Annotated in this window: 21 protein-coding genes; 5 read left to right on the top strand and 16 right to left on the bottom strand. The window is 73.8% G+C overall.

Going from position 1 to position 19,099, the window contains the following annotated elements:
• Window positions 1–18 precede the first annotated feature (18 nt).
• Window positions 19–1,419 (bottom strand): glutamate--tRNA ligase, encoded by a 1,401-nt coding sequence (gene gltX, locus ACFQ11_RS30215; protein ID WP_378304826.1) that lies wholly within the window; start codon window positions 1,417–1,419, stop codon window positions 19–21.
• Window positions 1,420–1,496: 77 nt separating this feature from the next.
• Window positions 1,497–2,075 (bottom strand): TIGR03086 family metal-binding protein, encoded by a 579-nt coding sequence (locus ACFQ11_RS30210; RefSeq protein ID WP_378304824.1) that lies wholly within the window; start codon window positions 2,073–2,075, stop codon window positions 1,497–1,499.
• 162 nt (window positions 2,076–2,237) lie between these two features.
• On the opposite strand from ACFQ11_RS30210, the gene ACFQ11_RS30205 reads away from it, so the two are divergent.
• On the top strand, window positions 2,238–2,873 hold the full coding sequence (locus ACFQ11_RS30205; RefSeq protein ID WP_378304822.1) for an NUDIX hydrolase: 636 nt from the start codon (window positions 2,238–2,240) through the stop codon (window positions 2,871–2,873).
• A gap of 76 nt (window positions 2,874–2,949) precedes the next feature.
• Here ACFQ11_RS30205 and ACFQ11_RS30200 read toward each other — a convergent pair whose 3' ends face one another.
• Entirely contained in the window at window positions 2,950–3,453 is a 504-nt protein-coding gene (locus tag ACFQ11_RS30200; RefSeq protein ID WP_378304819.1) for an HAD domain-containing protein, read from the bottom strand.
• A 149-nt stretch (window positions 3,454–3,602) separates the two neighbouring features.
• Here ACFQ11_RS30200 and ACFQ11_RS30195 point away from each other — a divergent pair, with 149 nt between their 5' ends.
• Window positions 3,603–4,415: a PIG-L family deacetylase gene (locus tag ACFQ11_RS30195; RefSeq protein WP_378304817.1), complete on the top strand. Its 813-nt coding sequence runs from the start codon at window positions 3,603–3,605 to the stop codon at window positions 4,413–4,415.
• On the opposite strand, the gene ACFQ11_RS30190 is transcribed toward ACFQ11_RS30195, so the two are convergent.
• The 6 genes from ACFQ11_RS30190 to ACFQ11_RS30165 all read right to left on the bottom strand — a co-directional run bounded on the left by ACFQ11_RS30190 (window position 4,408) and on the right by ACFQ11_RS30165 (window position 10,201).
• A complete protein-coding gene (locus ACFQ11_RS30190; RefSeq protein ID WP_378304815.1) occupies window positions 4,408–5,595 on the bottom strand; it encodes an ARPP-2 domain-containing protein in 1,188 nt (395 codons plus the stop codon). The two genes, ACFQ11_RS30195 and ACFQ11_RS30190, sit on opposite strands and share 8 nt — an antisense overlap.
• Entirely contained in the window at window positions 5,592–7,028 is a 1,437-nt protein-coding gene (locus ACFQ11_RS30185; RefSeq protein ID WP_378304813.1) for a hypothetical protein, read from the bottom strand. The genes ACFQ11_RS30190 and ACFQ11_RS30185 overlap by 4 nt, the downstream gene beginning before the upstream one ends.
• A gap of 168 nt (window positions 7,029–7,196) precedes the next feature.
• Complete coding sequence (locus ACFQ11_RS30180) at window positions 7,197–7,748, bottom strand: DinB family protein (RefSeq protein WP_378304811.1); 552 nt, start codon at window positions 7,746–7,748, stop codon at window positions 7,197–7,199.
• A 54-nt stretch (window positions 7,749–7,802) separates the two neighbouring features.
• Window positions 7,803–8,165, bottom strand: a complete 363-nt coding sequence (locus ACFQ11_RS30175) for a VOC family protein (protein ID WP_378304809.1) — start codon at window positions 8,163–8,165, stop codon at window positions 7,803–7,805.
• Window positions 8,166–8,238: 73 nt separating this feature from the next.
• Window positions 8,239–8,886, bottom strand: coding sequence for a TetR/AcrR family transcriptional regulator (locus ACFQ11_RS30170; RefSeq protein ID WP_378304807.1), 648 nt, complete (start codon window positions 8,884–8,886; stop codon window positions 8,239–8,241).
• 22 nt (window positions 8,887–8,908) lie between these two features.
• The gene (locus tag ACFQ11_RS30165) at window positions 8,909–10,201 is read right to left on the bottom strand and encodes an acyl-CoA dehydrogenase family protein (RefSeq protein ID WP_378304804.1); all 1,293 of its coding nucleotides are present in this window, start codon (window positions 10,199–10,201) and stop codon (window positions 8,909–8,911) included.
• 71 nt (window positions 10,202–10,272) lie between these two features.
• Here ACFQ11_RS30165 and ACFQ11_RS30160 point away from each other — a divergent pair, with 71 nt between their 5' ends.
• From ACFQ11_RS30160 to ACFQ11_RS30150, 3 genes are all read left to right on the top strand, one after another.
• On the top strand, window positions 10,273–11,388 hold the full coding sequence (locus ACFQ11_RS30160) for a phosphotransferase family protein (protein ID WP_378304802.1): 1,116 nt from the start codon (window positions 10,273–10,275) through the stop codon (window positions 11,386–11,388).
• A 119-nt stretch (window positions 11,389–11,507) separates the two neighbouring features.
• Complete coding sequence (locus ACFQ11_RS30155; protein ID WP_378304800.1) at window positions 11,508–12,026, top strand: GNAT family N-acetyltransferase; 519 nt, start codon at window positions 11,508–11,510, stop codon at window positions 12,024–12,026.
• 168 nt (window positions 12,027–12,194) lie between these two features.
• On the top strand, window positions 12,195–13,157 hold the full coding sequence (locus ACFQ11_RS30150) for a TIGR03621 family F420-dependent LLM class oxidoreductase (protein WP_378304798.1): 963 nt from the start codon (window positions 12,195–12,197) through the stop codon (window positions 13,155–13,157).
• Here ACFQ11_RS30150 and ACFQ11_RS30145 read toward each other — a convergent pair.
• The 7 genes from ACFQ11_RS30145 to ACFQ11_RS30115 form a co-directional block, all read right to left on the bottom strand.
• Entirely contained in the window at window positions 13,148–13,774 is a 627-nt protein-coding gene (locus tag ACFQ11_RS30145) for a TenA family protein (protein WP_378304796.1), read from the bottom strand. The two genes, ACFQ11_RS30150 and ACFQ11_RS30145, sit on opposite strands and share 10 nt — an antisense overlap.
• On the bottom strand, window positions 13,771–14,517 hold the full coding sequence (locus ACFQ11_RS30140; RefSeq protein ID WP_378304794.1) for a glutamine amidotransferase: 747 nt from the start codon (window positions 14,515–14,517) through the stop codon (window positions 13,771–13,773). Before ACFQ11_RS30140 ends, ACFQ11_RS30145 begins: the two co-directional genes overlap by 4 nt.
• 90 nt (window positions 14,518–14,607) lie before the next feature.
• The gene (locus tag ACFQ11_RS30135; RefSeq protein ID WP_378304791.1) at window positions 14,608–15,675 is read right to left on the bottom strand and encodes a phosphotriesterase family protein; all 1,068 of its coding nucleotides are present in this window, start codon (window positions 15,673–15,675) and stop codon (window positions 14,608–14,610) included.
• On the bottom strand, window positions 15,672–16,718 hold the full coding sequence (locus tag ACFQ11_RS30130; RefSeq protein WP_378304789.1) for an ABC transporter permease: 1,047 nt from the start codon (window positions 16,716–16,718) through the stop codon (window positions 15,672–15,674). Before ACFQ11_RS30130 ends, ACFQ11_RS30135 begins: the two co-directional genes overlap by 4 nt.
• A gap of 1 nt (window position 16,719) precedes the next feature.
• On the bottom strand, window positions 16,720–17,487 hold the full coding sequence (locus ACFQ11_RS30125) for an ATP-binding cassette domain-containing protein (protein WP_378304786.1): 768 nt from the start codon (window positions 17,485–17,487) through the stop codon (window positions 16,720–16,722).
• Window positions 17,487–18,503 carry a substrate-binding domain-containing protein gene (locus ACFQ11_RS30120; RefSeq protein ID WP_378304784.1) on the bottom strand — a complete coding sequence of 339 codons (1,017 nt, stop codon included), beginning with the start codon at window positions 18,501–18,503 and terminating at the stop codon, window positions 17,487–17,489. Before ACFQ11_RS30120 ends, ACFQ11_RS30125 begins: the two co-directional genes overlap by 1 nt.
• A partial coding sequence (locus ACFQ11_RS30115) for a PfkB family carbohydrate kinase (protein WP_378304782.1) occupies window positions 18,500–19,099 on the bottom strand: 600 nt, incomplete at its 5' end. The genes ACFQ11_RS30120 and ACFQ11_RS30115, both read right to left, overlap by 4 nt.

Genomic DNA, 19,099 nt, shown 5'->3' with positions numbered 1-19,099 from the left:
GCCGCGGGGACGGCCGGGTCAGGACCCGGCGGCGAGCTTGGCGCGCGCGGCGGCGATGCGGGCCAGGGTGCGGTCGCGGCCGAGGATCTCCAGCGACTCGAACAGCGGCAGGCCGACGGTTCGGCCGGTGACCGCGACGCGGACGGGCGCCTGGGTCTTGCCCAGCTTGAGCCCGTGCTCCTGGCCGATCCGCTCCAGCCGGTCCTTCAGCTCGTCGGCGCGCCACGGGGCGTCCAGGTACGCCTGCTCGGCGGCCGCGAGGATCTCGGCGGCGGGCTCCTTCATCGCCTTCGTCCAGGACTTCTCGTCGGAGGGCGGCTCGTCCAGGAACACGAAGTCGATCATCTCGACGATCTCCGCCAGCAGCGCGATGCGGGTCTGCGCGAGCGGCGCGAGCTCGGCGAAGACGGACACGTCCACGTCGAACGGCGCCTCCTGCAGGAACGGCAGGCACTCGGCGATGAACTTCTCGACCGGCAGGGCGCGGATGTACTCGCCGTTGAACGCGCGCAGCTTCTTCTCGTCGAAGAACGCCGGGGAGGTGTTGACGTCGTCGATGCGGAACTCGTCGACGATCACGTCCCACGGGACGATCTCGCGGTCGCCGGACGGCGCCCAACCGAGCAGCATCAGGTAGTTGCGCATGGCCTCGGCGAGGTAGCCCTCGGCGCGGTAGTCCTCCAGGGCGACCTTGTCGCGCCGCTTGGACAGCTTCTGGCGCTTCTCGTTGACGATGACGGGAACGTGCGCCCACACGGGCGGCTCGCCGCCGAGCGCCTCCCACAGCAGCTGCTGCTTGGGCGCGTTGGACAGGTGCTCCTCGCCGCGCACGACGTGCGTGATGCCCTGGCTCATGTCGTCGACGGCGTTGGCCAGCAGGAACGTGACCGACCCGTCGGCGCGGGCGATGACGAAGTCCTCCAGGACGGCGTTCTCGAAGACCGGCTTGCCGCGCAGCAGGTCGACGACGACGGTCTGGCCCTCGTCGGGGGTGCGGAAGCGCAGCGCGCGGCCCGGGCCCGGCTCCAGGCCGCGGTCGCGGCAGAACCCGTCGTAGCCCTTGTGCTGGTCGCCGGTGCGGGCGATGACGGCCTCGCGGGCGCAGTCGCAGTAGTAGGCGCGTCCGGCGTCGCGCAGCGTGTGGGCGGCCTCGGCGTGCTTGTCGGCGTTCGCCGACTGGAAGTACGGGCCCTCGTACTGCTCGCCGTCGATGCCGAGCCAGGCCAGGGCGCGGATGATGCCCTCGGTCCATTCGGGACTGTTGCGGGAGGCGTCGGTGTCCTCGATCCGCAGCACCAGCGTGCCGCCGGACTGCGCGGCCATCACCCAGTTGAACAGCGCGGAGCGGGCGCCGCCCACGTGGAACATGCCCGTCGGCGACGGCGCGAATCGTACCCGGATCGAAGACGTTGAAGACATGTCACCAGCGTAGAGCGCGCGGGCACCGGATCGCGCCTCGATTCCCCGGTGCCCGGCCAAATCGGCGTCACGGGCGTTCAGGGCCGCCAGTTCGGGTCGCGGCCGGCGAGCCCGACGAGACGGTCCAGCAGCGGCGCCGACTCGGGGACGGGGACCTCGGGGCCGAACGCCCCGTACTCGCGGCCGACCTCGGCGGTCGGGACGAGCTGCTCCCACGCGTCCTGGACTACCTCGGGCGGGAACCCGGGTTCGCGTCCGGTCGCGACGGCGAGGTCCCAGCCGTGCACGACGAACTCGCCGTACAGGATCCCGCCGATGTACGTGGCGGGCATGCCCTCCTTGTTGCCGACGAGGCTGGTGTTGCCTTCCCAGGCCGCGGGGTCGAGCCACGCCTCGGCCGTCCGCCGCGCCTGTTCCTCGAAGCGTTCGGCCCAGCGCGGCTCGGCGGTGAAGTCGTGGTCCTCCCCCGGTCCGGTCGTGGGCTCCTTGCGGGCCGCGGTCTCGCCCCGGGACGTCCACAGGATCAGGTGGTTGACCAGGTCGCGGACGGTCCATTCCGGAGCCGGCGTGCGGCCGTCCAGCCGGGCCTCCGGTATCTCCAGGACGATCCGCGCCGCGGCCTCGGCGGCGGGGAGCATCCGGTGACGAAGATCCATGACCCCTCCTTCGTTCATGTGTTCGAACCAGCGCGGCCACGCTACGCGGGGCCGGCCACGCCGTCTTGGAGAAACGCGACACGGAACGCGGTGCGGCCGGGCGGGCCCGCTGCGCCCACCCCTACCCGGAGAGGGCGCCGGGCATCCTGGCAGGATCGGCCCATGGCCCCTCCCGCGTCCCCCCTCGACGACCTCGCCGCGTTCCGCGAGGTCGCGGCCGAACGGCTGGCCGCGTTCGCGCACACGACCGTCCCCGACGAGCCCGGCATGCGCCGCGCGGGGGTCGTGCTGTGCGCGCTGGAGCACGACGGCGTGCCGTCCGTGATCCTGATCAAACGCGCCGACCGGGGCCGCAACGCGGGGCAGTGGGGGCTGCCCGGCGGGCGGCTGGAGGACGGCGAGACGCCCGAGCGCGCGGCGCTGCGCGAGCTGCACGAGGAGGTCGGGCTGACGGCGGGCGCGGCCGACGTCCTCGGCCGGCTCGACGACTTCCCGGCCGCGTCGGGGTTCGCGATCACCCCGATCGTGGTGGCGCTGGACGACCCCGGCCCGCTCGTCCCCGACCCGCGCGAGGTCCGGTCGGTGCACCACACGAGCCTGCGGCGGCTCGCGGACGACGACACCCCGCGGTGGGTGCCGCAGCCGGACGGCGGGAACCTGCTGCAGATGTGGCTGGCCCCGGACTGGCGGGTCCACGCGCCGACCGGCGCGATGCTGTGGCAGTTCCGCGAGGTGGTGCTGCTGGGCAGGCGGGCGAGGGTCGCCGACTTCGCGCAGCCCGACTGGACGCGCCACTGACGCCCCGCCGACGCGCCACTGACGCGCCGCCCGGCGGGGGTCGGGCCGGTCTTGGACGGACGGAACCGCCGCGGGGTCAGCGGGCGAGCGCGCGGAGCCAGTCCCCGGCCGCCCGCAGGTGCTCGTCGGTGAGGCCCGTCATGGGGTCGATCCGCACGAGCAGGTGCTCGGCGACGTCCGGGACGGCCGCGACGCGCTCGGCCGCGTCCGGCTCGTCCTCGAACCAGACGAACGGGCGGCCCTCCGCCCAGGCGGCCACGTGCCGTGCTTTCCACGCGCCGAGCGACACGCCCTCGTCCGCGCCGGGGAACCGCGGGATGGGGACGAACGGGAGCGCCACGGGCAGCCCGATCCTCGGGGCGATCCACATGTTGGCGTTGTCGCACCAGTAGCTCGCCCAGGCCAGCTCGGCACCGGTCGACTCGGCCAGGTCGAGCAGCGCCGGCCCGTGGCGCGCGTTGAGCCACAGCTCGTAGGTGACGCCGTCCGGGGAGCACCGGTGCCGTTTGAACCGACGGCTCGGCCTCCGGAACGGGTTCAGCACCCCGTCGACGTCCAGGAGAATCACCGGCGACCCCATACCTGGACGGTAGGCGATCAGGTCGCCGATGGGGAGGTAATTTTCCGCGTTCGGCCGCCGTAGAGTTGATCGTGCCGGACGACACGCCGGACATCACCGGGACGTCGCCCGACGCCCCGTTTTCCGGAGAAGCCGAGGAGCCGCACGCGATGCCCCAGGAACTCACGCTGATGGCGGTCCACGCCCACCCCGACGACGAGGTCCTGGGCACCGGCGGCGTGCTGGCCCGCTGCGCCGCCGAGGGAATCCGGACGGTGCTGGTCACCTGCACCAACGGGGAGCAGGGCGACGACGAGGGCGGCCGCAAGCCCGGCGACCCGGGGCACGACGCGGACGGGGTCGCGCGGCGCCGCCTCGGCGAGCTGGCCGAGTCGGCCGGGCATCTCGGCATCGATCACGTGGAACTGCTCGGGCACCGCGACTCCGGCATGGTCGGATGGGCGGCCAACGACGACCCGGCCGCGTTCGCGAACGTGCCGCTCGACGACGCGGTCGCGCCGCTCGTCGCGCTGATGGAGAAGTACCGGCCGCAGGTGGTCGTCACCTACGACGAGAACGGCGGCTACGGGCATCCCGACCACATCATGGCGCACCGGATCGCGATGGCCGCCGCCGAGCGCAGCGGCGTGCCGGACAAGCTGTACTACACCGCGATCCCCCGTTCGGGCGTCCGGCAGATGATCGAGGGCGCCCGGCGGCTCGGCATCGACCTCGGTTTCGAGCCGCCGGACGACTTCGGCACCCCGGACGAGCTCGTCACGACCACGGTCGACGTGTCGGCGTACACGGAGCAGAAGTTCAAGGCGCTGGAGGCGCACGCGAGCCAGGGCGAGAACATCTTCATCCTGCGCATGCCGGAGGACGTGCGGCCGCTCGTCCTGGCGCGGGAGTCGTTCGTCCGCCGGTTCAGCCGCGTCGCCGCGCCCGACCCGGAGGACGACCTGTTCACCGGGCTCAGGTGACCGCGGCCCCGCCGGGCGGCCGGGGGCCGGGCGTCTCGCCCCGCCGCGCCCGCGCGCGGTAGTGGTCCAGGACGTCCGGGCGCAGCAGGTGCCCGAACCCGGAGCGGTCGAGGCGCAGCGCCAGATTCGCCTCCGTCACGCCCATCGCGGCGGCCGCACGGTGGAGCCGCCAGTCGTGCTCGGCCAGCCGGCCGAGCAGGTGGCCGCGGCGGATCTGGCCGTCCGACAGCCGGAACGTCTTGAGGTAGGCGACGCGGGCGTCGCCGTCCACGATGGCCTCGCCGATGTGGTTCTCCCGCCGGAGCTCGAACGACGGCAGGAACCGCGTCAGGTGGAACCCGTGCAGCCGCTGGACGTGCCGGTACGTCCCGCGCTCGTCGAAGATCCACCGGGCCATGACCTCGTCGTGGAACTCCGCCCACTCCGCCCGGGCGCGGCCGGCCGCGGCGCGCAGGTCGGCCACCGAGCCGATCTCCGCGTCGTCGATCCCGGCCGACACGTCCCCGGCCGGCGCGCCGAGCAGCCCGTGGAGGTAGATCGTCTCGCCGAACAGGTCCTCGACGAGGGTGGCGTGCAGCGCGCGGTAGTCGTCCGGGTGCGGGACGGCGAACGCGCTCGCGAGGGCGTCGGCGACGTAGACGAGCACGCCGCACTGGCCGGGGTGGATCTCGAACACCCGCAGCGCGTCCTCCAGCCCGCGCACCCGGAGGCCGAGGTAGGCCGCCTCGGCGCGCGGCGACAGCCCCTGGTTCACCGCCCGGCGGGACCATTCCTCCCAGGCGATCGCGGGGCCGCCGAAGTGCAGCGCGAGATACCCCTCGACCGCCAGGTGGAGCGGCAGGAAGCGGAGCCGGTCCTTGCCCGCCTTCCGCGCCATGCGCCGGATGGTGCGGATCGGCATCCGCTCCGGCGCGGGCGCGGTGTCGCGCTCCAGGAGGCGGGTGCCGTAGGACGCGGCGGGAAGCCGGTCCCCGTCGTCCCACTGCGCCACGAAGGCGTGCGGGATGTAGGACGCGTAGGACGTGCCGTCGCCGACGTCCACGACGGAGAGCGGCTCCTCGTACGCGACGCGGTGCAGCCGCAGGTTCGGGACGGGCTCGTCGCGCACGAGCGGCACGAGCCGGATCGACCCCCACGTCTGCGCGGGGCGGGTCTCCAGCCCGTCCAGGCTGAACGTCATGGGCTCTCCAGGAAGCGTGCGGTCCGTTCGTCGAGGTGCGCCTGCAGCCTGGGCAGGCCGACGCGTCCCTCGGCGAAGCGGGCGAGCTCGACGAGGGTCGGCAGGTCCTCGGCGTCGCGGATCCCGGCGGTCGGGACGGTCGGCGCCAGCCGGCGGACATCGAAGTCGTCGGCGTCGTACACGGGGTTCAGGTGCGTGATCTGGACGCGCTGCGCGCCGCCGTACCGGTGCCCCGGGTCCAGGCGCGTCCGCCAGATCCGCAGGACGTCCGCGGCGAGGCCGGGCGGCGCGTTGTCCCAGCCGTCCGACACGATGATCAGCCGCTCGGGGCCGGTCTCCAGCGCGGTGAGGACGCGTTCGCCGAGCGGTGTCGGACCGGACGGGTACAGCAGCAGCTCGTCGGTGCGGCCCGACGTCCAGAGCGGCGTGTACTCCTTCGCGAGCGCCTCCAGCAGGTAGGACGCCGCGAGCGCCACGGCGAGCGGGCGGCGCCGCTTCTGCCCGGATCCGGACGTCGAGTGGCTGTCGTCCAGGACGGCGGCCACCCGCCCCCATGAGCCGCGGGCGGTGCCCGCGACCCGCCGCGCGGACGTGCGCAGCGCCTCGGTCAGTTCCGCGCGGCGCCGGGCCCGGTCGTCCAGGGGCAGCGACAGCACGTACGTGGCGAGCCGGGTGAGCGGCATCGTGCGGAGGTCCGCCCCGACGCCCGCGCTTTCCCGCAGGCGAAGCCGTTCGAGCCGCGTCATCCGCGCCTCGATGCGCTCGAGGAAAACGGCGCGGGGCACGTTGTGCCGGGCGGCGAACCCCTCCGCGACCGTGTACGGCAGCTCGTACAGCGCCTCCCGCTCGTAGTGCGCCCGTCGCCACGTCTCGAAGATCGGCGTGCCGAACCGCTTGACGCCGCGCGGCGCGAACAGGAACGCGCCGAGCTCCCCGCCGGCGACGCCGCCGGGGGGACGCGCGTGCGCGTGCCGCATCGCGCTTTTGACGGCGTCGCGGTACTTCACCGCGTCGAAGGCCGGGTCGGGGCGGGCCGCCATCCAGTCCCGCATGATCGCGCGGGTGCGCCGGTTGTTGACGCCGCGGCGGCGCAGCTCACGGAACAGCCGGTAGACGCGCTGCGGCGGCAGCAGTTCGAGCCGCCGCGCGATCAGCCGTCCCTCGCGGCGCCGCCGTTCCACGTCCACGTCGCCCGCCCGCAGCAGCAGGTTCCGGACGATCAGCGCGGCGTTGTGGTCGTTGACGTTCAGCGCGAGCGCGGCCGCGTACAGGTCCCGGTAGTTCTCCAGGATGTACTCGTGCAGGAAGCCGAGGCTGAGCCGCTGCTCGCCCTGCTCGTGGTGGAACTCGCGCTGCCCCGTGGAGGTGATCGCCGCGTTGACGAACATCAGCGCGTCCTCGCACGCGATCAGGTCCGCGAACGTCTCGGTCATGGCGTCTCGGTCATGGCGTCATGCTCCGGCCGGGGAATGGGGGGTGCCGGCCGGGGAATGGGGGGCGCGAGCGGCGAATCATCGCTGTAAAGGCGGGTTCCGGAAGTCGCACCTGGAGTCCCGCGGCCGGCCCCGAAACCGTAGCACCGGCCGGTCAGGGCGGCCCGCTCATTTTTCCCCGCGCTGCGCGCCCTCCCCGTGCTCGGCCGCGGCCCGCAGCATGCGGAGCTGCCCGATCTCGGCGGCGTTCTTCATCAGCTCGGCGTTCACCCAGCCGGCCATGTGGGCGACGGTGTATCCGGCGTCCTCCGGCCAGGGATAGGCGGTGCGGGCGTCGAGGCCGGCTTCGGTGAGGCCGTCGAGTGCCTCCGCCCACTCGACGCGCAGGCCGCGCAGCCACTCGACGGCCTTCTCCTCCCCCGGCCACGCGATCTCCGTGCGGTCGCGCGGGGCCCGTCCGTGCACGTGGTCGAGGGCGGCGCTCCACCACCAGCCGATGTGCCAGGTGATCCAGGCGACGGTGGGAACCGGCACGGGATCGGGCTCGGTCTCGGCGAAGTCCGGTTCCCAGCCGCCGCCGGCGGTGGGGCGGACGGTCCAGCACAGCGGCCCCGGCTCCCATCGGTGGTCGCCGGGGACGAGCCGGTCGAGGTGGTACTCGAACAGGGCCCAGGTGAAGTCGAACTGCCAGCGCAGCAGCTCGGTTCGGGACATGGTCATCGGCCCACCCTGGCAGACCGGCCCGCCCCGGGTCTCCGGATTTTTCCGGGGCGGTCAGGGCCGGTACGTCCCGAAGTACCACTCGTTCCCGTCCAGGTCGCGGGCGGCGTAGTCGCGGGAGCCGTAGTCCTGGTCGGCGAGTTCACGGAAGATCTCCGCGCCCGCGGCCTTCGCCCGGTCGTGGTGGGCGTCGGGGTCGGTCACCACGACGTAGTTGGCCGCCTTCCCGGGGTTGCCGCCGCTGAGCATGAAGACGCCGTCGCCGTGCCGCATCTCGGTGTGGACGATGTTGCCGTCGTCGTCCCGGTGCACGGCCTTCACCTCGAACCCGAACGCCTTTTCCAGCCACTCCAGCGCCTTCTCGACGTCGGTGTAGCCGACGATCGGGCTGATCCCGCCGGTCTTCTCGTTCGCCATGTCGTCCTCCCTGGTCATCGCGGGTTACATGCCCACTCTGCGGGGCCGGGACCGGGCCCGTCTTGGACGGATGTCACCCGCGGGCGGCGTCGCGCTCGGCGGCGAGGCGGCGGGTCTCGGGCGAGACCGGGGCGCCGAGGATCGCGGCGACGACGTCGATCAGGTAGCTGGTGAACAGGCGGTCGTCGGTGCGGGGGCCGGAGCGGGCGCGGCGCGCCACCTCGATGGCGGCGTACCGGACGGCGGTGAACCGGCGGTGCAGACGCGCCGCGTCCTCCTCCAGCAGGGGTTCGACGAGCGCGCGCCAGCGGCACAGGCTGTCGGACGGGTCGTCCAGGACGGCGACCGGGACGATCGGGTCCGGGCGGTTCAGCACGTCCGCCCAGATCTGCAGGAACGCGCGCCCGGACGGGTCGGCGAGGCGCGCCGTGAGGGGGCGGACGAGCGCGGCGGCGAGGGCCCGCACGGCGCCCTCCGGGTCGTCGCCGCCGTCCGCCTCGCAGGCGTCCAGCAGGGCGTGCCGGCGCGCCTCGACCTCGGGGGCGTGCCGCGCGAAGACGGCGCGGACCATCCCCGCGCGGTCGCCGAAGTGATACTGGACGGCCGTCGCGTTGCGGACGCCGGCCTCCTGCACGATCTCGCGGAGGCTGACGGCGTCCACCCCGCGTTCGGCGTAGAGCCGCTCGGCGGCGTCCAGCAGCCGTTCCCGGGTGTCGTTCATCCTGCGCCGTCCCTCACTCGTCTCACTCCTCGCCGATCGTCAGCTCCAGGGCCTCGGCGAACCGCTCGCGCGCCGCCTCCCGCCTGGTCGGCAGGTGCTCGGACGGCCACAGGCCCTCGACCGGCTCGACGTCGCGCAGCAGCTGCCGGGCGAGGGTGATCTTGTGGACCTCGGTGGGGCCGTCCGCGATCGCCATCGCCTGCGCACCCATCATCATGGCGGCGAACGGCATCTCGTTCGACACGCCGAGCGCGCCGTGCAGGTGCATCGCCCGCTGCACCACGTCGTGGTACACCTTCGGCATCGCGGCCTTGACGGCCGCGATGTCCTTGCGGACCTTCCGGTAGTCGCGGTGCTTGTCGATCAGCCAGGCGGTGCGCAGCACCAGCAGCCGGAACTGCTCGATCTCGATCCAGCTGTCGGCGATCTTCTCCCGCGTCATCTGCAGCTTGGCGAGCGGCCCGAAGCGGGTCTGCCGGGACACCGACCGCTCGAGCATCATGTCGAACGCCTTGCGGACCTGCGCGATCGTCCGCATGGCGTGATGGATGCGGCCGCCACCGAGCCGCGTCTGGGCGATGGCGAACGCGCCGCCCTCGTCCCCGAGGAGGTTCTCGGCCGGGACGCGGACGTCCTCGTAGCGCAGGTAGCCGTGCGAGCCCTCGCGTTCCCCGCCGACGCCGACGTTGCGGACGGTGACCAGGCCGGGGGCGTCGGCGGGGACGATGAACATCGACATGCCCTCGTACGCGCTGACGTCCGGGTTCGTGACCGCCATGACGATCAGGAACTCGGCGTGGCGGGCGTTGGAGGAGAACCACTTCTCGCCGTTGATCACCCAGCCGTCCCCGTCGCGGACGGCCCGCGTGGTGAACAGGGTCGGGTCGGCGCCGCCGTGCGGCTCGGTCATCGAGTACGACGAGGAGATCTCGCCGTCCAGCAGCGGCCGCAGGTAGCGATCCTTCTGGGCGGGCGTGCCGAAGTGGGCGATGATCTCCGCGTTGCCGGAGTCGGGGGCCTGGCAGCCGAACACCGACGGCGCCCAGCGCGACCTGCCGAGAATCTCGTTGAGCAGCGCCAGCTTCACCTGGCCGTAGCCCTGGCCGCCGAGGTCGGGGCCGAGGTGGCACGCCCACAGCCCCTTCTCCCGCACCCGGTCCTGCAGGGGCCGCACGAGCGTCTTGTAGCGCGGGTCCGCCTTGTCGTACGGGCTGCCGAGGACGAGGTCGAGCGGTTCGACCTCGTCCCGCACGAAGGCGTCCGCCCAGTCGAGGAGTTCCTGGTAAGCGGGGTCGGTCTCGAAGTCCCATGCCATGGCGCGTCTCCTGCCGTCGGTGGCTGGCGTCCGCTCGATAATGCACGTAACTGAATCAGTAATGCAAGTGCATGACTGTTACTCTCCGGTACCACGCCATGTCGAAGGGACCCGCCGTGCAGCAGCCTGAGCAGATCGACCGGACGCTCGTGGACTTCCAGGTCCTCGCGGGGTGGATGGACGCCCGGGGCCTGCCGGAGGGACCGTTCGAGGACGTCGCTCCGCTCACCGGCGGCACGCAGAACACGCTGATCCGCTTCCGGCGGGGCGGCCGGGAGTACGTGCTGCGGCGCGGCCCCGCGCACCTGCGGGCCCGCACCAACGACGTCCTGCGCCGGGAGGCCCGCGTGCTGGGGGCGCTGGACGGCACGGACGTGCCCGCGCCCCGCCTCGTCGCCGCCTGCCCCGACGAGTCCGTGATGAACGGTGCCGTGTTCTACCTGATGACCCCCGTCGACGGGTTCAACGCCTCCGTGACGCTCCCGGAACCGCACGCGAAGGACGCGTCCGTCCGGCATGAGATGGGGCTGAACGCGGCGCGCGCACTGGCGGCGCTGGGGGCGGTCGACCACGAGGCCGTCGGGCTCGCCGACTTCGGCAAGCCGGCCGGGTTCCTGGAGCGGCAGGTGGGCCGGTGGACGTCGGAACTCGAGTCCTACGGAGCCCTGGACGGCTACCCCGGCCCCGACATCCCGGGACTGGACGACGTCGCGCGCTGGCTCGAGGAACGGCGGCCGGCGACGTGGCGGCCCGGGATCATGCACGGCGACTACCACCTGGCCAACCTGATGTACTCCCCCACCGGCCCGGAGATCGCCGCGATCGTCGACTGGGAGATGTGCACGATCGGCGACCCGCTGCTGGACCTCGGCTGGCTGCTGGCGACCTGGCCGGACCGGGACGACGAGAGCGCCGCGCTCGCCGGGCCGCTCGGCTCCGCGGGCGGGCTGCCCGGCGCGGACGAGCTCGTCGACGCCTACGCGGGCCGCGCGGACGCCGTCACGGGACGCGACCTGTCGTCCATCCGGTGGTACGCGGTGCTGGCGTGCTTCAAGCTCGGCATCGTCCTGGAGGGCACGCACGCCCGCGCCTGCGCCGGGAAGGCGCCGCGCGAGACCGGCGACCTGCTGCACTCGATCACCCTCGGGCTCTTCCGCCGCGCGCAGGCGTTCATCGCCTCCGCCTGACGGGCATCGCCTCCGCCCGAGGGGCCGTGCGAACGCCCGGCCGTGCGAACGCCCGGCCGTGCGAACGTCCGGCCGTGCGAACGTCCGGCCGTGCGATGATCGGCGGCGGAGGTGGCACGATGAGGATCCGCCGGGGCGGCCCGGAGAGCGCGCCCGCGATGCTGGCGATGCTGGACGGCGCGGTGGCATGGCTCGTCCGCGGGGGACGGTCCGGGCAGTGGGGCACCGAGCCCTGGTCGGACGACCCGCGCCGGGTGGAGCGGATCACCGGCATCGCGCGCGACGACGGCGTCTGGGCGACGGAGATCGACGGCCGTCCGGCCGGGTTCATGGCGGCCGGGCCGAACCCGCCGCACTACGTGGACGCGGCCGGCGAACCGGAGCTGTACATCACGCTGCTCGTCACCGACCGCGCGTTCGCCGGGCACGGCGTCGGCGCGGCCCTCATCGGCGAGGCGAGGCGGGAGGCCGCCGCGCGCGGCGCGCGGCTGCTGCGCGTCGACTGTTACGGCGGCGGGGACGGGCGGCTCGTGGAGTACTACCGCCGCAACGGCTTCGAGCCGGTGGCGGAGTTCACGGTCGGCGACTGGCCGGGACGGCTGCTCGCCCAGCGCGTCGATCCGCCGGGCACGCGATGACTTGCGCGCGGGCCGTCCGCGACGCACGCTGGAAGCGACCGGTGGGGCCGGGCAGTCGGTGACGCCCTTACGCCGCACGGACGGCGACCGAGCCGCTCGCCCGTCCCGCCGGTCTGCGCGTCGGATTTCCGCCAGCGCCGTCCGGACGCGCCCGCCATGCTGGAAGGCATGGACGAACACGCACGCGCGTTCCGTTTCGGGGTCGTCGGAGAGTCGATCCGGTCCGGCGCCGAGCTGACCGCGACCGCCCGGCGCGCGGAGGAACTGGGCTACGCGACGCTGACGCTGCGCGACCACTTCGTGCGCGACCCGTTCGGCGACCAGCTCGCGCCGATGGTCGCGCTCGCGTCGGCGGCGGCCGTCACGAGCACCCTGCGGCTGGGCACGATGGTGCTCGCCAACGACTACCGGCACCCGGTGCTGCTGGCCAAGGAGGCCGCGACGCTCGACCACCTGTCCGGCGGGCGGTTCGAGCTCGGGATCGGCGCCGGCTGGCTGCGGACGGAGTACGAGGCCGCCGGGATGCCGTTCGACGCCGCGGGGACGCGCGTCGGGCGGCTGGAGGAGTCGCTGCGCATCCTGCGGAGCCTCCTGTCCGGCGAGACGACCTCGTTCGCCGGCGACCACTACCGGGTCGACGGGCTGACCGTCTTCCCGCGCCCCGAGCGGTGCCCGCCGCTGGTCGTCGGCGCCGGGAGCGCCCGGATGCTCGGCATCGCCGGGCGGCACGCCGACACGGTCGGGATCCTGCCGCGGGCGCTGCCCGAGGGCGCCATCTCCGACGAGATCACCGAGCGGCTCCCGGACACGATCGCCCGCAAGGCCGACCTCGTCCGGGAGGCCGCCGGCGACCGGGACGTCGAACTGAGCATGATGGTGACGCCGCGGTTCGGCGCCGACCCGCGCGCCGCCGCCGCCCGGGTGGCGGTGACGCGCGGCTGGGGCGCCTCCTCCACCGACCTCGTCCTGGACATGCCGTCCCAGTTCGTCGGGCCGCCCGAGCACATCGCCGAGCAGATGACCGAGCGCCGGGAGCGCTACGGGTTCACCTACTACCAGGTGCCCGACTCGGCGATGGAGGAGTTCGCGCCGGTCGTGGCGCTCCTGGCGGGCCGGACGCGTCAGGCGTAGACGGCGTCGTGGAAGGCGATCTCCGCCTCCAGCATCCCGGTGAACCAGCGCGCGAGCCGGTCGTCCGGGACGTCCGCGGGGATCGCGTCGACCTCCCGGGCGAGCGCCTCGACGCCCCGCCGGAACGCGTCGCCCGCGTGCAGGGCGACCCAGTCGGCGACCGGCCCGGCCGGGACGCGGCCCTCCCGGTGCGCGCGTCCGCACCAGGCGAGGTACAGGCTCTCGGCGGCGAACATCACCGTCACCACGGCCGCGTGCCCGCCCTCGCGGGCCGCCGCCAGCGCGAACTCCGACAGCACCGCGCCGCGCGCCGCCGCGCCCGGACGCGCCGGGACCGGCCAGGCCGCGCGGGCGGCGCGGAAGTAGCCGGCCTGCTCGGTGGTCAGCGCGTGCACGGCCGCCGCGTTCCGCTCGATCGCCGCGGCGTCCGGCGCGTCCCAGATCGCCAGCCCGTGCAGCCGCGCGGCGGTGGCGACGAACGACGCCTCGATCTCCAGGTAGTCGGCGTACTCCCGGTCGCCGACGGTCCCCGCGCGGACGTCCTCGGCGAACCGCATGGCCGCGGCCCGCTCCAGCGGCTCGGCGCACGCGTCGAGCAGCGCCCGCGAGCGCGTCACGCCGCGAGCCATTCGACCAGGCCGCCGAACACCTTCGCGTAGCCGTCCCAGTCCTCGCAGAACGGCCGCGGCGCCCAGTGCGGCGAGCAGTCGGAGGTGAACACCGCCGAGCGGCCGGTGCCGTACCCGGCGACGGCGACCAGCGGGTCGCCGTTCAGCGTCGCCAGGACCTCGGTGTTCTCCCGGGGGACGACCCGGTTGTAGCCGAGCAGCACCGGCCAGTCGCCGGCGACGCCGCCGAGCGCGGGGTGGTCGGCGGCCGTGACGGTCGCGCGGGCCCCGGCGGGCAGCTCCACCCGGTCGTCCTCGGGCAGCAGCTCGACGGGGAGCGCCTCGTGCAGCACCGTGTTGCGGAACGCGGCCTTGGCCTCGAACCCGGTGAACGACAGGTACCCGCCGACCATCAGCAGGCCGCCGCCGTCCCGCGTCCAGTCGCGCAGTGCCCCGAGCCGGTCCCGGCCCGGGACGGCCCGCTCGAACACCTCCGGGGCGAGCTGCAGGGAGTTCGCGCCGATGTCCGACAGGACGACGACGTCGTAGGCCGCCAGGGCGTCCGCGTCGCCGGGGAATTCGGCCGGCACCAGATGGGCGGGCATGTGCACCACCTCGTGGCCCCGGCCCTCCAGCGCGTGGCGCAGCGGCTCGACGCCGGTGACGTAGGAGGTGGTGGTGAACGAGTCCACCCCCTTGATGTGGGTGGACTGGGTGACCCAGCTCTCTCCTGCGATCAGGACGCGGCTCACTTGTGGTTCCTCTCTTTCGGACGGGGTCTTACGTGGGGGCCGGCCGGGCGTGCGGGCCGGCCGTGCGGGTCCGTCGTGCGGGCCCGTCGGTCAGGCCGCGGCGGCCTCGAACAGCCGCGCGGGGTTGTCGCGCAGGAGTCCCTCCGCCACCTCGCGCGGCACGCCGAGTTCGGTCAGGCGCCGGACGAACAGGGTCGGCACGTACCGGAAGCCGTTGCCTCCGTAGACGGTGAGCATGCTCTTGAGGAACACGTCGTGGCTGAGCAGCAGCCGCCCGCCGTACCCGTGCACGACGAGCCAAGTGACCGCGCGGGCGGTCTCGTGCGGGGCGGGCGACTGGCCCTCGTCCGGGTAGCGGAACGGCATGCCGATCATGTCGAACTCCAGCCAGACGCCCCGGTCCGCGACCGCGCGCTGGTAGCCGGGGTCGTCGTGCGACGGGTCCATGTGGCACAGGACCACCGCGCCGGGCGGCACGCCGTACTCGTCCAGGACGATGTCGAGGACCTCGTGCGCGCGCCGCCGCCAGCCGGGCAGGTGCACGTAGAGCGGGACGCCGGTCTCCCGCTGCGCGCGGGCCGCGGCCCGCAGCGCGTGCTCCTCGGCGGGCGTGAAGTCCGGCGACACGCCGATCTCGCCGATCACGCCCGGACGGACGCCCGTGCCCTCGACGCCGCCCGAGAACTCCGCGACCAGCTCGGCCGCGAGGCCGCGTTCGTCCGTCCCGGCCAGGTGCGGCGGGTGGTACGGCTCCAGGTACCAGCCGGATCCCATCACGATCCGCAGGCCGCTGCGCTCGGCGAACGCCCGGAGGGCGCGCGGGTCGCGGCCGAGGCCGCCGGGCGTGACGTCCACGACCGTCCCGCCGCCCGCGTCCGCGAAGGCCCGCAGGTCGGCGAGCATCGCGGCGTCGTCGTCCAGCGTGCAGTGGTCCAGGCACGCGTAGGGCTCCTCGCGCAGCAGCCAGGCCAGTTCGGGGGTCGTGCGGGCGTCGCGCAGGAACGCCAGCCCGGGGTCGGCCGGAGCGCCGACCGCCTTCCGGACGTCGTTGCGCAGGTGCTCGTGGGTGAGGGTGAGGCCCAGTTCCGCGCTGGACGCCGGGCCGGTCACCGTGGTCACCTCGACCGCGGCGCCGGGGCCGGGCCGGTCCGGGGTCACGCGGGCTCCTTCGCGCGGTCCCGTCCGCGGCCGCGTCCCATGAGGTGCGCGCCCAGCTCGGCGAGGCCGTGACCGCGCAGGTTGATCCAGATCGCGGCGAGCAGCACCAGGCCGGTGACGATCGGCGTGAGGAACGGGCTCACCCCGAGCAGCGTCAGCCCGTTGGCGATCACCCCGGTGATCACCGCGCCGATGACGGTGCCGGTCATCGTGCCGCGGCCCCCGAACAGGTCGGTTCCGCCGAGCACCACCGCCGCGATCACGGTCAGCTCGAACGCCTGCGCGGAGTTCGCCGACCCGGAGCCCAGCCGGGCCGCGGTCAGCAGCCCGGCGACGCCCGCGGCGAGACCGGTCAGCATCAGCGCCGCCATCTTGATGCGGTTCGTGTTCACCCCGGCGCGGCGGACCGACTCCTCCTGCGATCCGATCCCGTTCACGTAGGTGCCGAACCGGGTCTTGGACAGCAGGACCGCGCCGATCACCACGGTGCCGAGCGCGATCCACGCCAGCGCGGAGAAGCCGAGGAACTCCGCGCGGCCGATCTCGGCGACGTACAGCCGGGCGTCGATCGGGACCGAGAACCCCTCGGTCCACAGCTGCGCCAGCCCGCGGATCACCGACATCGTCGCGAGCGTGACGATGAACGGCGGGATCCGGTGGTACGCGGACAGGTAGCCGTTCACCGCGCCCCAGAACAGCCCCGCCAGCAGGGCGGCGACGATCACGAGCGAGGAGTCCCAGCCCGCCCGGAGCATCTCCGCGGTGAGGACGGCGACGAACGCGACGGTCGACCCCACCGACAGGTCGATCTGCCCGGTGGTGATCACGAACGTCATCGCCACCGCGACGATCAGCGTGATCGCGACCTGGGTCGCCAGGTTCGACATGTTGCCGAACGTCAGGAAGTTGTCGGAGGCGATCCCGAAGGCCGCGAACAGCACGACGGTAACGCCCGCCATCGCCAGGGTCGCCTTGTTGGCACGTTCCCACACGCCGGGCGTCTCGGCGCGGACGGTGGGCGCGGGCGGGGCCTGCACGCTCATGTCAGGCCACCTCCTCGGTGGACTCGGGCCCGGTCGCGGCGCCGGAACGGGTGATCAGGGCGACGAGCCGCTCGATGTCGAGCGCGGACACCGGCTCGTCGTCCACGCTGCGGCCCTCGTACATGACGGTGATGCGGTCGCAGACCTCGAAGAGGTCCTGCAGCCGGTGGGTGATCAGGATGACGCCGACGCCCCGCGCCGCGACGTCCTTGATCATCGCGAGGACCTGGCGGACCTCGGCGACCGCGAGCGCCGCCGTCGGCTCGTCCAGGATCAGCACCCGCGGCTTGAACGACACCGCGCGGGCGATCGCCACGGCCTGCCGCTGCCCGCCGGACAGGTGCCCGATCTCCTGGTACGTCGACGTGACCCGGACGTGCAGCTCGGACAGCGTCTCGGCGGCCCGGCGGTGCATGGCGCGGCGGTCGATGAACGGGCCCCGGCGCGGCTCGCGCCCGAGGAACAGGTTGCTCGCGACGTCGAGCGTGTCGCACAGCGCGAGGTCCTGGTAGACGATCCCGATCCGCTCGCGGCGCGCGTCCGCGGGGCTGCCGAACCGCACCTCGCGGCCGTCGATCGCGATCGTCCCGGTGTCGTGCCGCAGCGCGCCGGCCAGGACCTTCATCAGGGTGGACTTTCCGGCGCCGTTGTCGCCGACGAGGCCGAGGACCTCGCCCGGCGCCAGCGTGAGATCGACGCCGCGCAGCGACTTCACCGCGCCGAACGACTTGGTGATGCCGCGCAGTGAGACCAGGGGTGCTTCGGCCATCACTTCTCCAGGTAGTACAGGTATTCCGAAACGTTCGCGGGCGTGACGATCTGGGTCGGGACGGGCACGTCCGCGGGTGCGGACCGGCCGCAGGCGAGGTCGATCGCGGCGTTCATCGCCTCGTAGCCGAACTCGAAGGTGTTCTGCTGGACGACCCCGACGATCCAGCCGGCCCGGAGCCCGTCCACGGCCTGCTGGGACAGGTCCCACCCGACGACCTCGATGTCCTCGGCGCGCTCCTGGCTGCGGACGGCCGCCGCGAGGCCGATCAGCGCGGGCTCGCCCGTCGCGTACGCGTAGGGCAGGTCGGGGTCGCCGGTCAGCAGGTTCTCCGCTGCGGACTGGGCCTGCTCCTGGATGTTGCGGCCGTCCACCACCGTTCCGATCTCCATGCCGCCCGCGGTGACCGCGTCGGTGAAGCCCTTCTGCCGCTCGTTCTGCACGGTGCTGTTGAGCGCGCCGACGACGCCGACCTCGCCCTTCCCGCCGGACAGCTCCAGCAGCTCCTCGGCGATCCGCTTCCCGCCCTCGGCGTTGGCGGTGCCGACCTGGGTGGCGACGGCCGGGTCGTCGACGGTGGCGTCCACCGCGACGACCGGCACCCCGGCGGCCTTCGCGCGCCGGATCGCGGGCTTGATGCCCTCGGTGTCGACCGCGTCCACGATGATCGCGTCGAAGTCGTCGGCGACCAGGTTGTCGATCGCGTTCGCCTGCTTCTGGGAGTCGTCGTCCCCGTTGACGACCTGCATGTGCGCCCCGGCCTTGTCGGCGACCGTCTTCGCGCCCGTGTTGATCTGGTTGAAGAAGAGGGCCTGCAGGTTGATCGGGACGACGCCGATCCTGGGCGGCCGTCCGTCCACCTCGCAGGGCTCCGCGACCCGCTCGGGCGGCGGCGGTCCCTTCTCCGTGGCCTTCTTCTCGGCCGCGATCTCGCGCCTGGCCTGCACGTCGCACCCGACCGTCGCCGTCAGCAGCAGGCAGAGCGCGACAACGGCCCGCACCGTGCGTCGCATCATGTCTCCTCTCGATGGGGCCGGGCGGGCGCGGCGGGGGCGTCCGGAGCCGGTGTGCGGGTGTCGTTGGGGCGGGGGGCGTCCGTTCGGGGAGCAGTGGCCCGGGGAGCAGTGGCCCGGGGAGCGGTGGTCCGGGGAGCAGTGGCCCGGGGAGCAGTGGCCCGGGGAGCGGTGGTCCGGGGAGCAGTGGCCCGGGGAGCGGTGGCCCGGGGAGCGGTGGTCCGGTGGTCGTCCGGTCGGGCGTCGTTCTCGGCGCGGATCCGGGACAGGACGGACGCGCGGTGCGGCAGGCCGTCCCGCGCGCCCGGGCGGGTGCACGACAGCCCGGCCGCGACGGCGGCCACGCGGGCCGCGTCCGGCGGGGCGGCCCCCCTGTCGAGTTCCGCGAGGTAGACGCCCGCGAAGCAGTCCCCGGCGCCGGTGGCGTCCACGGCCGTCACCCGGATCGCCGTCCCGGCGTGCCGCGCCCCGTCCGGACCGAACATCGTCCAGCCGCGGGCACCGTCGGTGACCACCAGGTTCACCCGGTGCGCGGCGGCCTCGGCGAGCAGCGCCGCGTCCGCCTCGGCGCCGGTGCCCGCGCCGCCGGCGAGGAACGG

This window comes from Actinomadura sediminis (assembly GCF_042675525.1).
GTDB classification, from domain to species: domain Bacteria; phylum Actinomycetota; class Actinomycetes; order Streptosporangiales; family Streptosporangiaceae; genus Spirillospora; species Spirillospora sediminis.
Note: the sequence above shows the minus strand (reverse complement) of the source record. Positions and strands in the feature narration are given on the sequence as shown.

Bases quoted from the DNA above. Each gene is read 5' to 3' on its own strand.
- ACFQ11_RS30210 (WP_378304824.1), bottom strand. From the start codon at position 2,075: ATGGATCTTCGTCACCGGATGCTCCCCGCCGCCGAGGCCGCGGCGCGG.
- ACFQ11_RS30205 (WP_378304822.1), top strand. From the start codon at position 2,238: ATGGCCCCTCCCGCGTCCCCCCTCGACGACCTCGCCGCGTTCCGCGAG.
- ACFQ11_RS30165 (WP_378304804.1), bottom strand. From the start codon at position 10,201: ATGGCATGGGACTTCGAGACCGACCCCGCTTACCAGGAACTCCTCGAC.
- ACFQ11_RS30160 (WP_378304802.1), top strand. From the start codon at position 10,273: ATGACTGTTACTCTCCGGTACCACGCCATGTCGAAGGGACCCGCCGTG.
- ACFQ11_RS30175 (WP_378304809.1), bottom strand. From the start codon at position 8,165: ATGGCGAACGAGAAGACCGGCGGGATCAGCCCGATCGTCGGCTACACC.
- ACFQ11_RS30190 (WP_378304815.1), bottom strand. From the start codon at position 5,595: ATGACGTTCAGCCTGGACGGGCTGGAGACCCGCCCCGCGCAGACGTGG.
- ACFQ11_RS30185 (WP_378304813.1), bottom strand. From the start codon at position 7,028: ATGACCGAGACGTTCGCGGACCTGATCGCGTGCGAGGACGCGCTGATG.
- gltX (WP_378304826.1), bottom strand. From the start codon at position 1,419: ATGTCTTCAACGTCTTCGATCCGGGTACGATTCGCGCCGTCGCCGACG.
- ACFQ11_RS30120 (WP_378304784.1), bottom strand. From the start codon at position 18,503: ATGATGCGACGCACGGTGCGGGCCGTTGTCGCGCTCTGCCTGCTGCTG.
- ACFQ11_RS30125 (WP_378304786.1), bottom strand. From the start codon at position 17,487: ATGGCCGAAGCACCCCTGGTCTCACTGCGCGGCATCACCAAGTCGTTC.
- ACFQ11_RS30170 (WP_378304807.1), bottom strand. From the start codon at position 8,886: ATGAACGACACCCGGGAACGGCTGCTGGACGCCGCCGAGCGGCTCTAC.
- ACFQ11_RS30195 (WP_378304817.1), top strand. From the start codon at position 3,603: ATGCCCCAGGAACTCACGCTGATGGCGGTCCACGCCCACCCCGACGAC.
- ACFQ11_RS30200 (WP_378304819.1), bottom strand. From the start codon at position 3,453: ATGGGGTCGCCGGTGATTCTCCTGGACGTCGACGGGGTGCTGAACCCG.
- ACFQ11_RS30155 (WP_378304800.1), top strand. From the start codon at position 11,508: ATGAGGATCCGCCGGGGCGGCCCGGAGAGCGCGCCCGCGATGCTGGCG.
- ACFQ11_RS30150 (WP_378304798.1), top strand. From the start codon at position 12,195: ATGGACGAACACGCACGCGCGTTCCGTTTCGGGGTCGTCGGAGAGTCG.
- ACFQ11_RS30130 (WP_378304789.1), bottom strand. From the start codon at position 16,718: ATGAGCGTGCAGGCCCCGCCCGCGCCCACCGTCCGCGCCGAGACGCCC.
- ACFQ11_RS30180 (WP_378304811.1), bottom strand. From the start codon at position 7,748: ATGACCATGTCCCGAACCGAGCTGCTGCGCTGGCAGTTCGACTTCACC.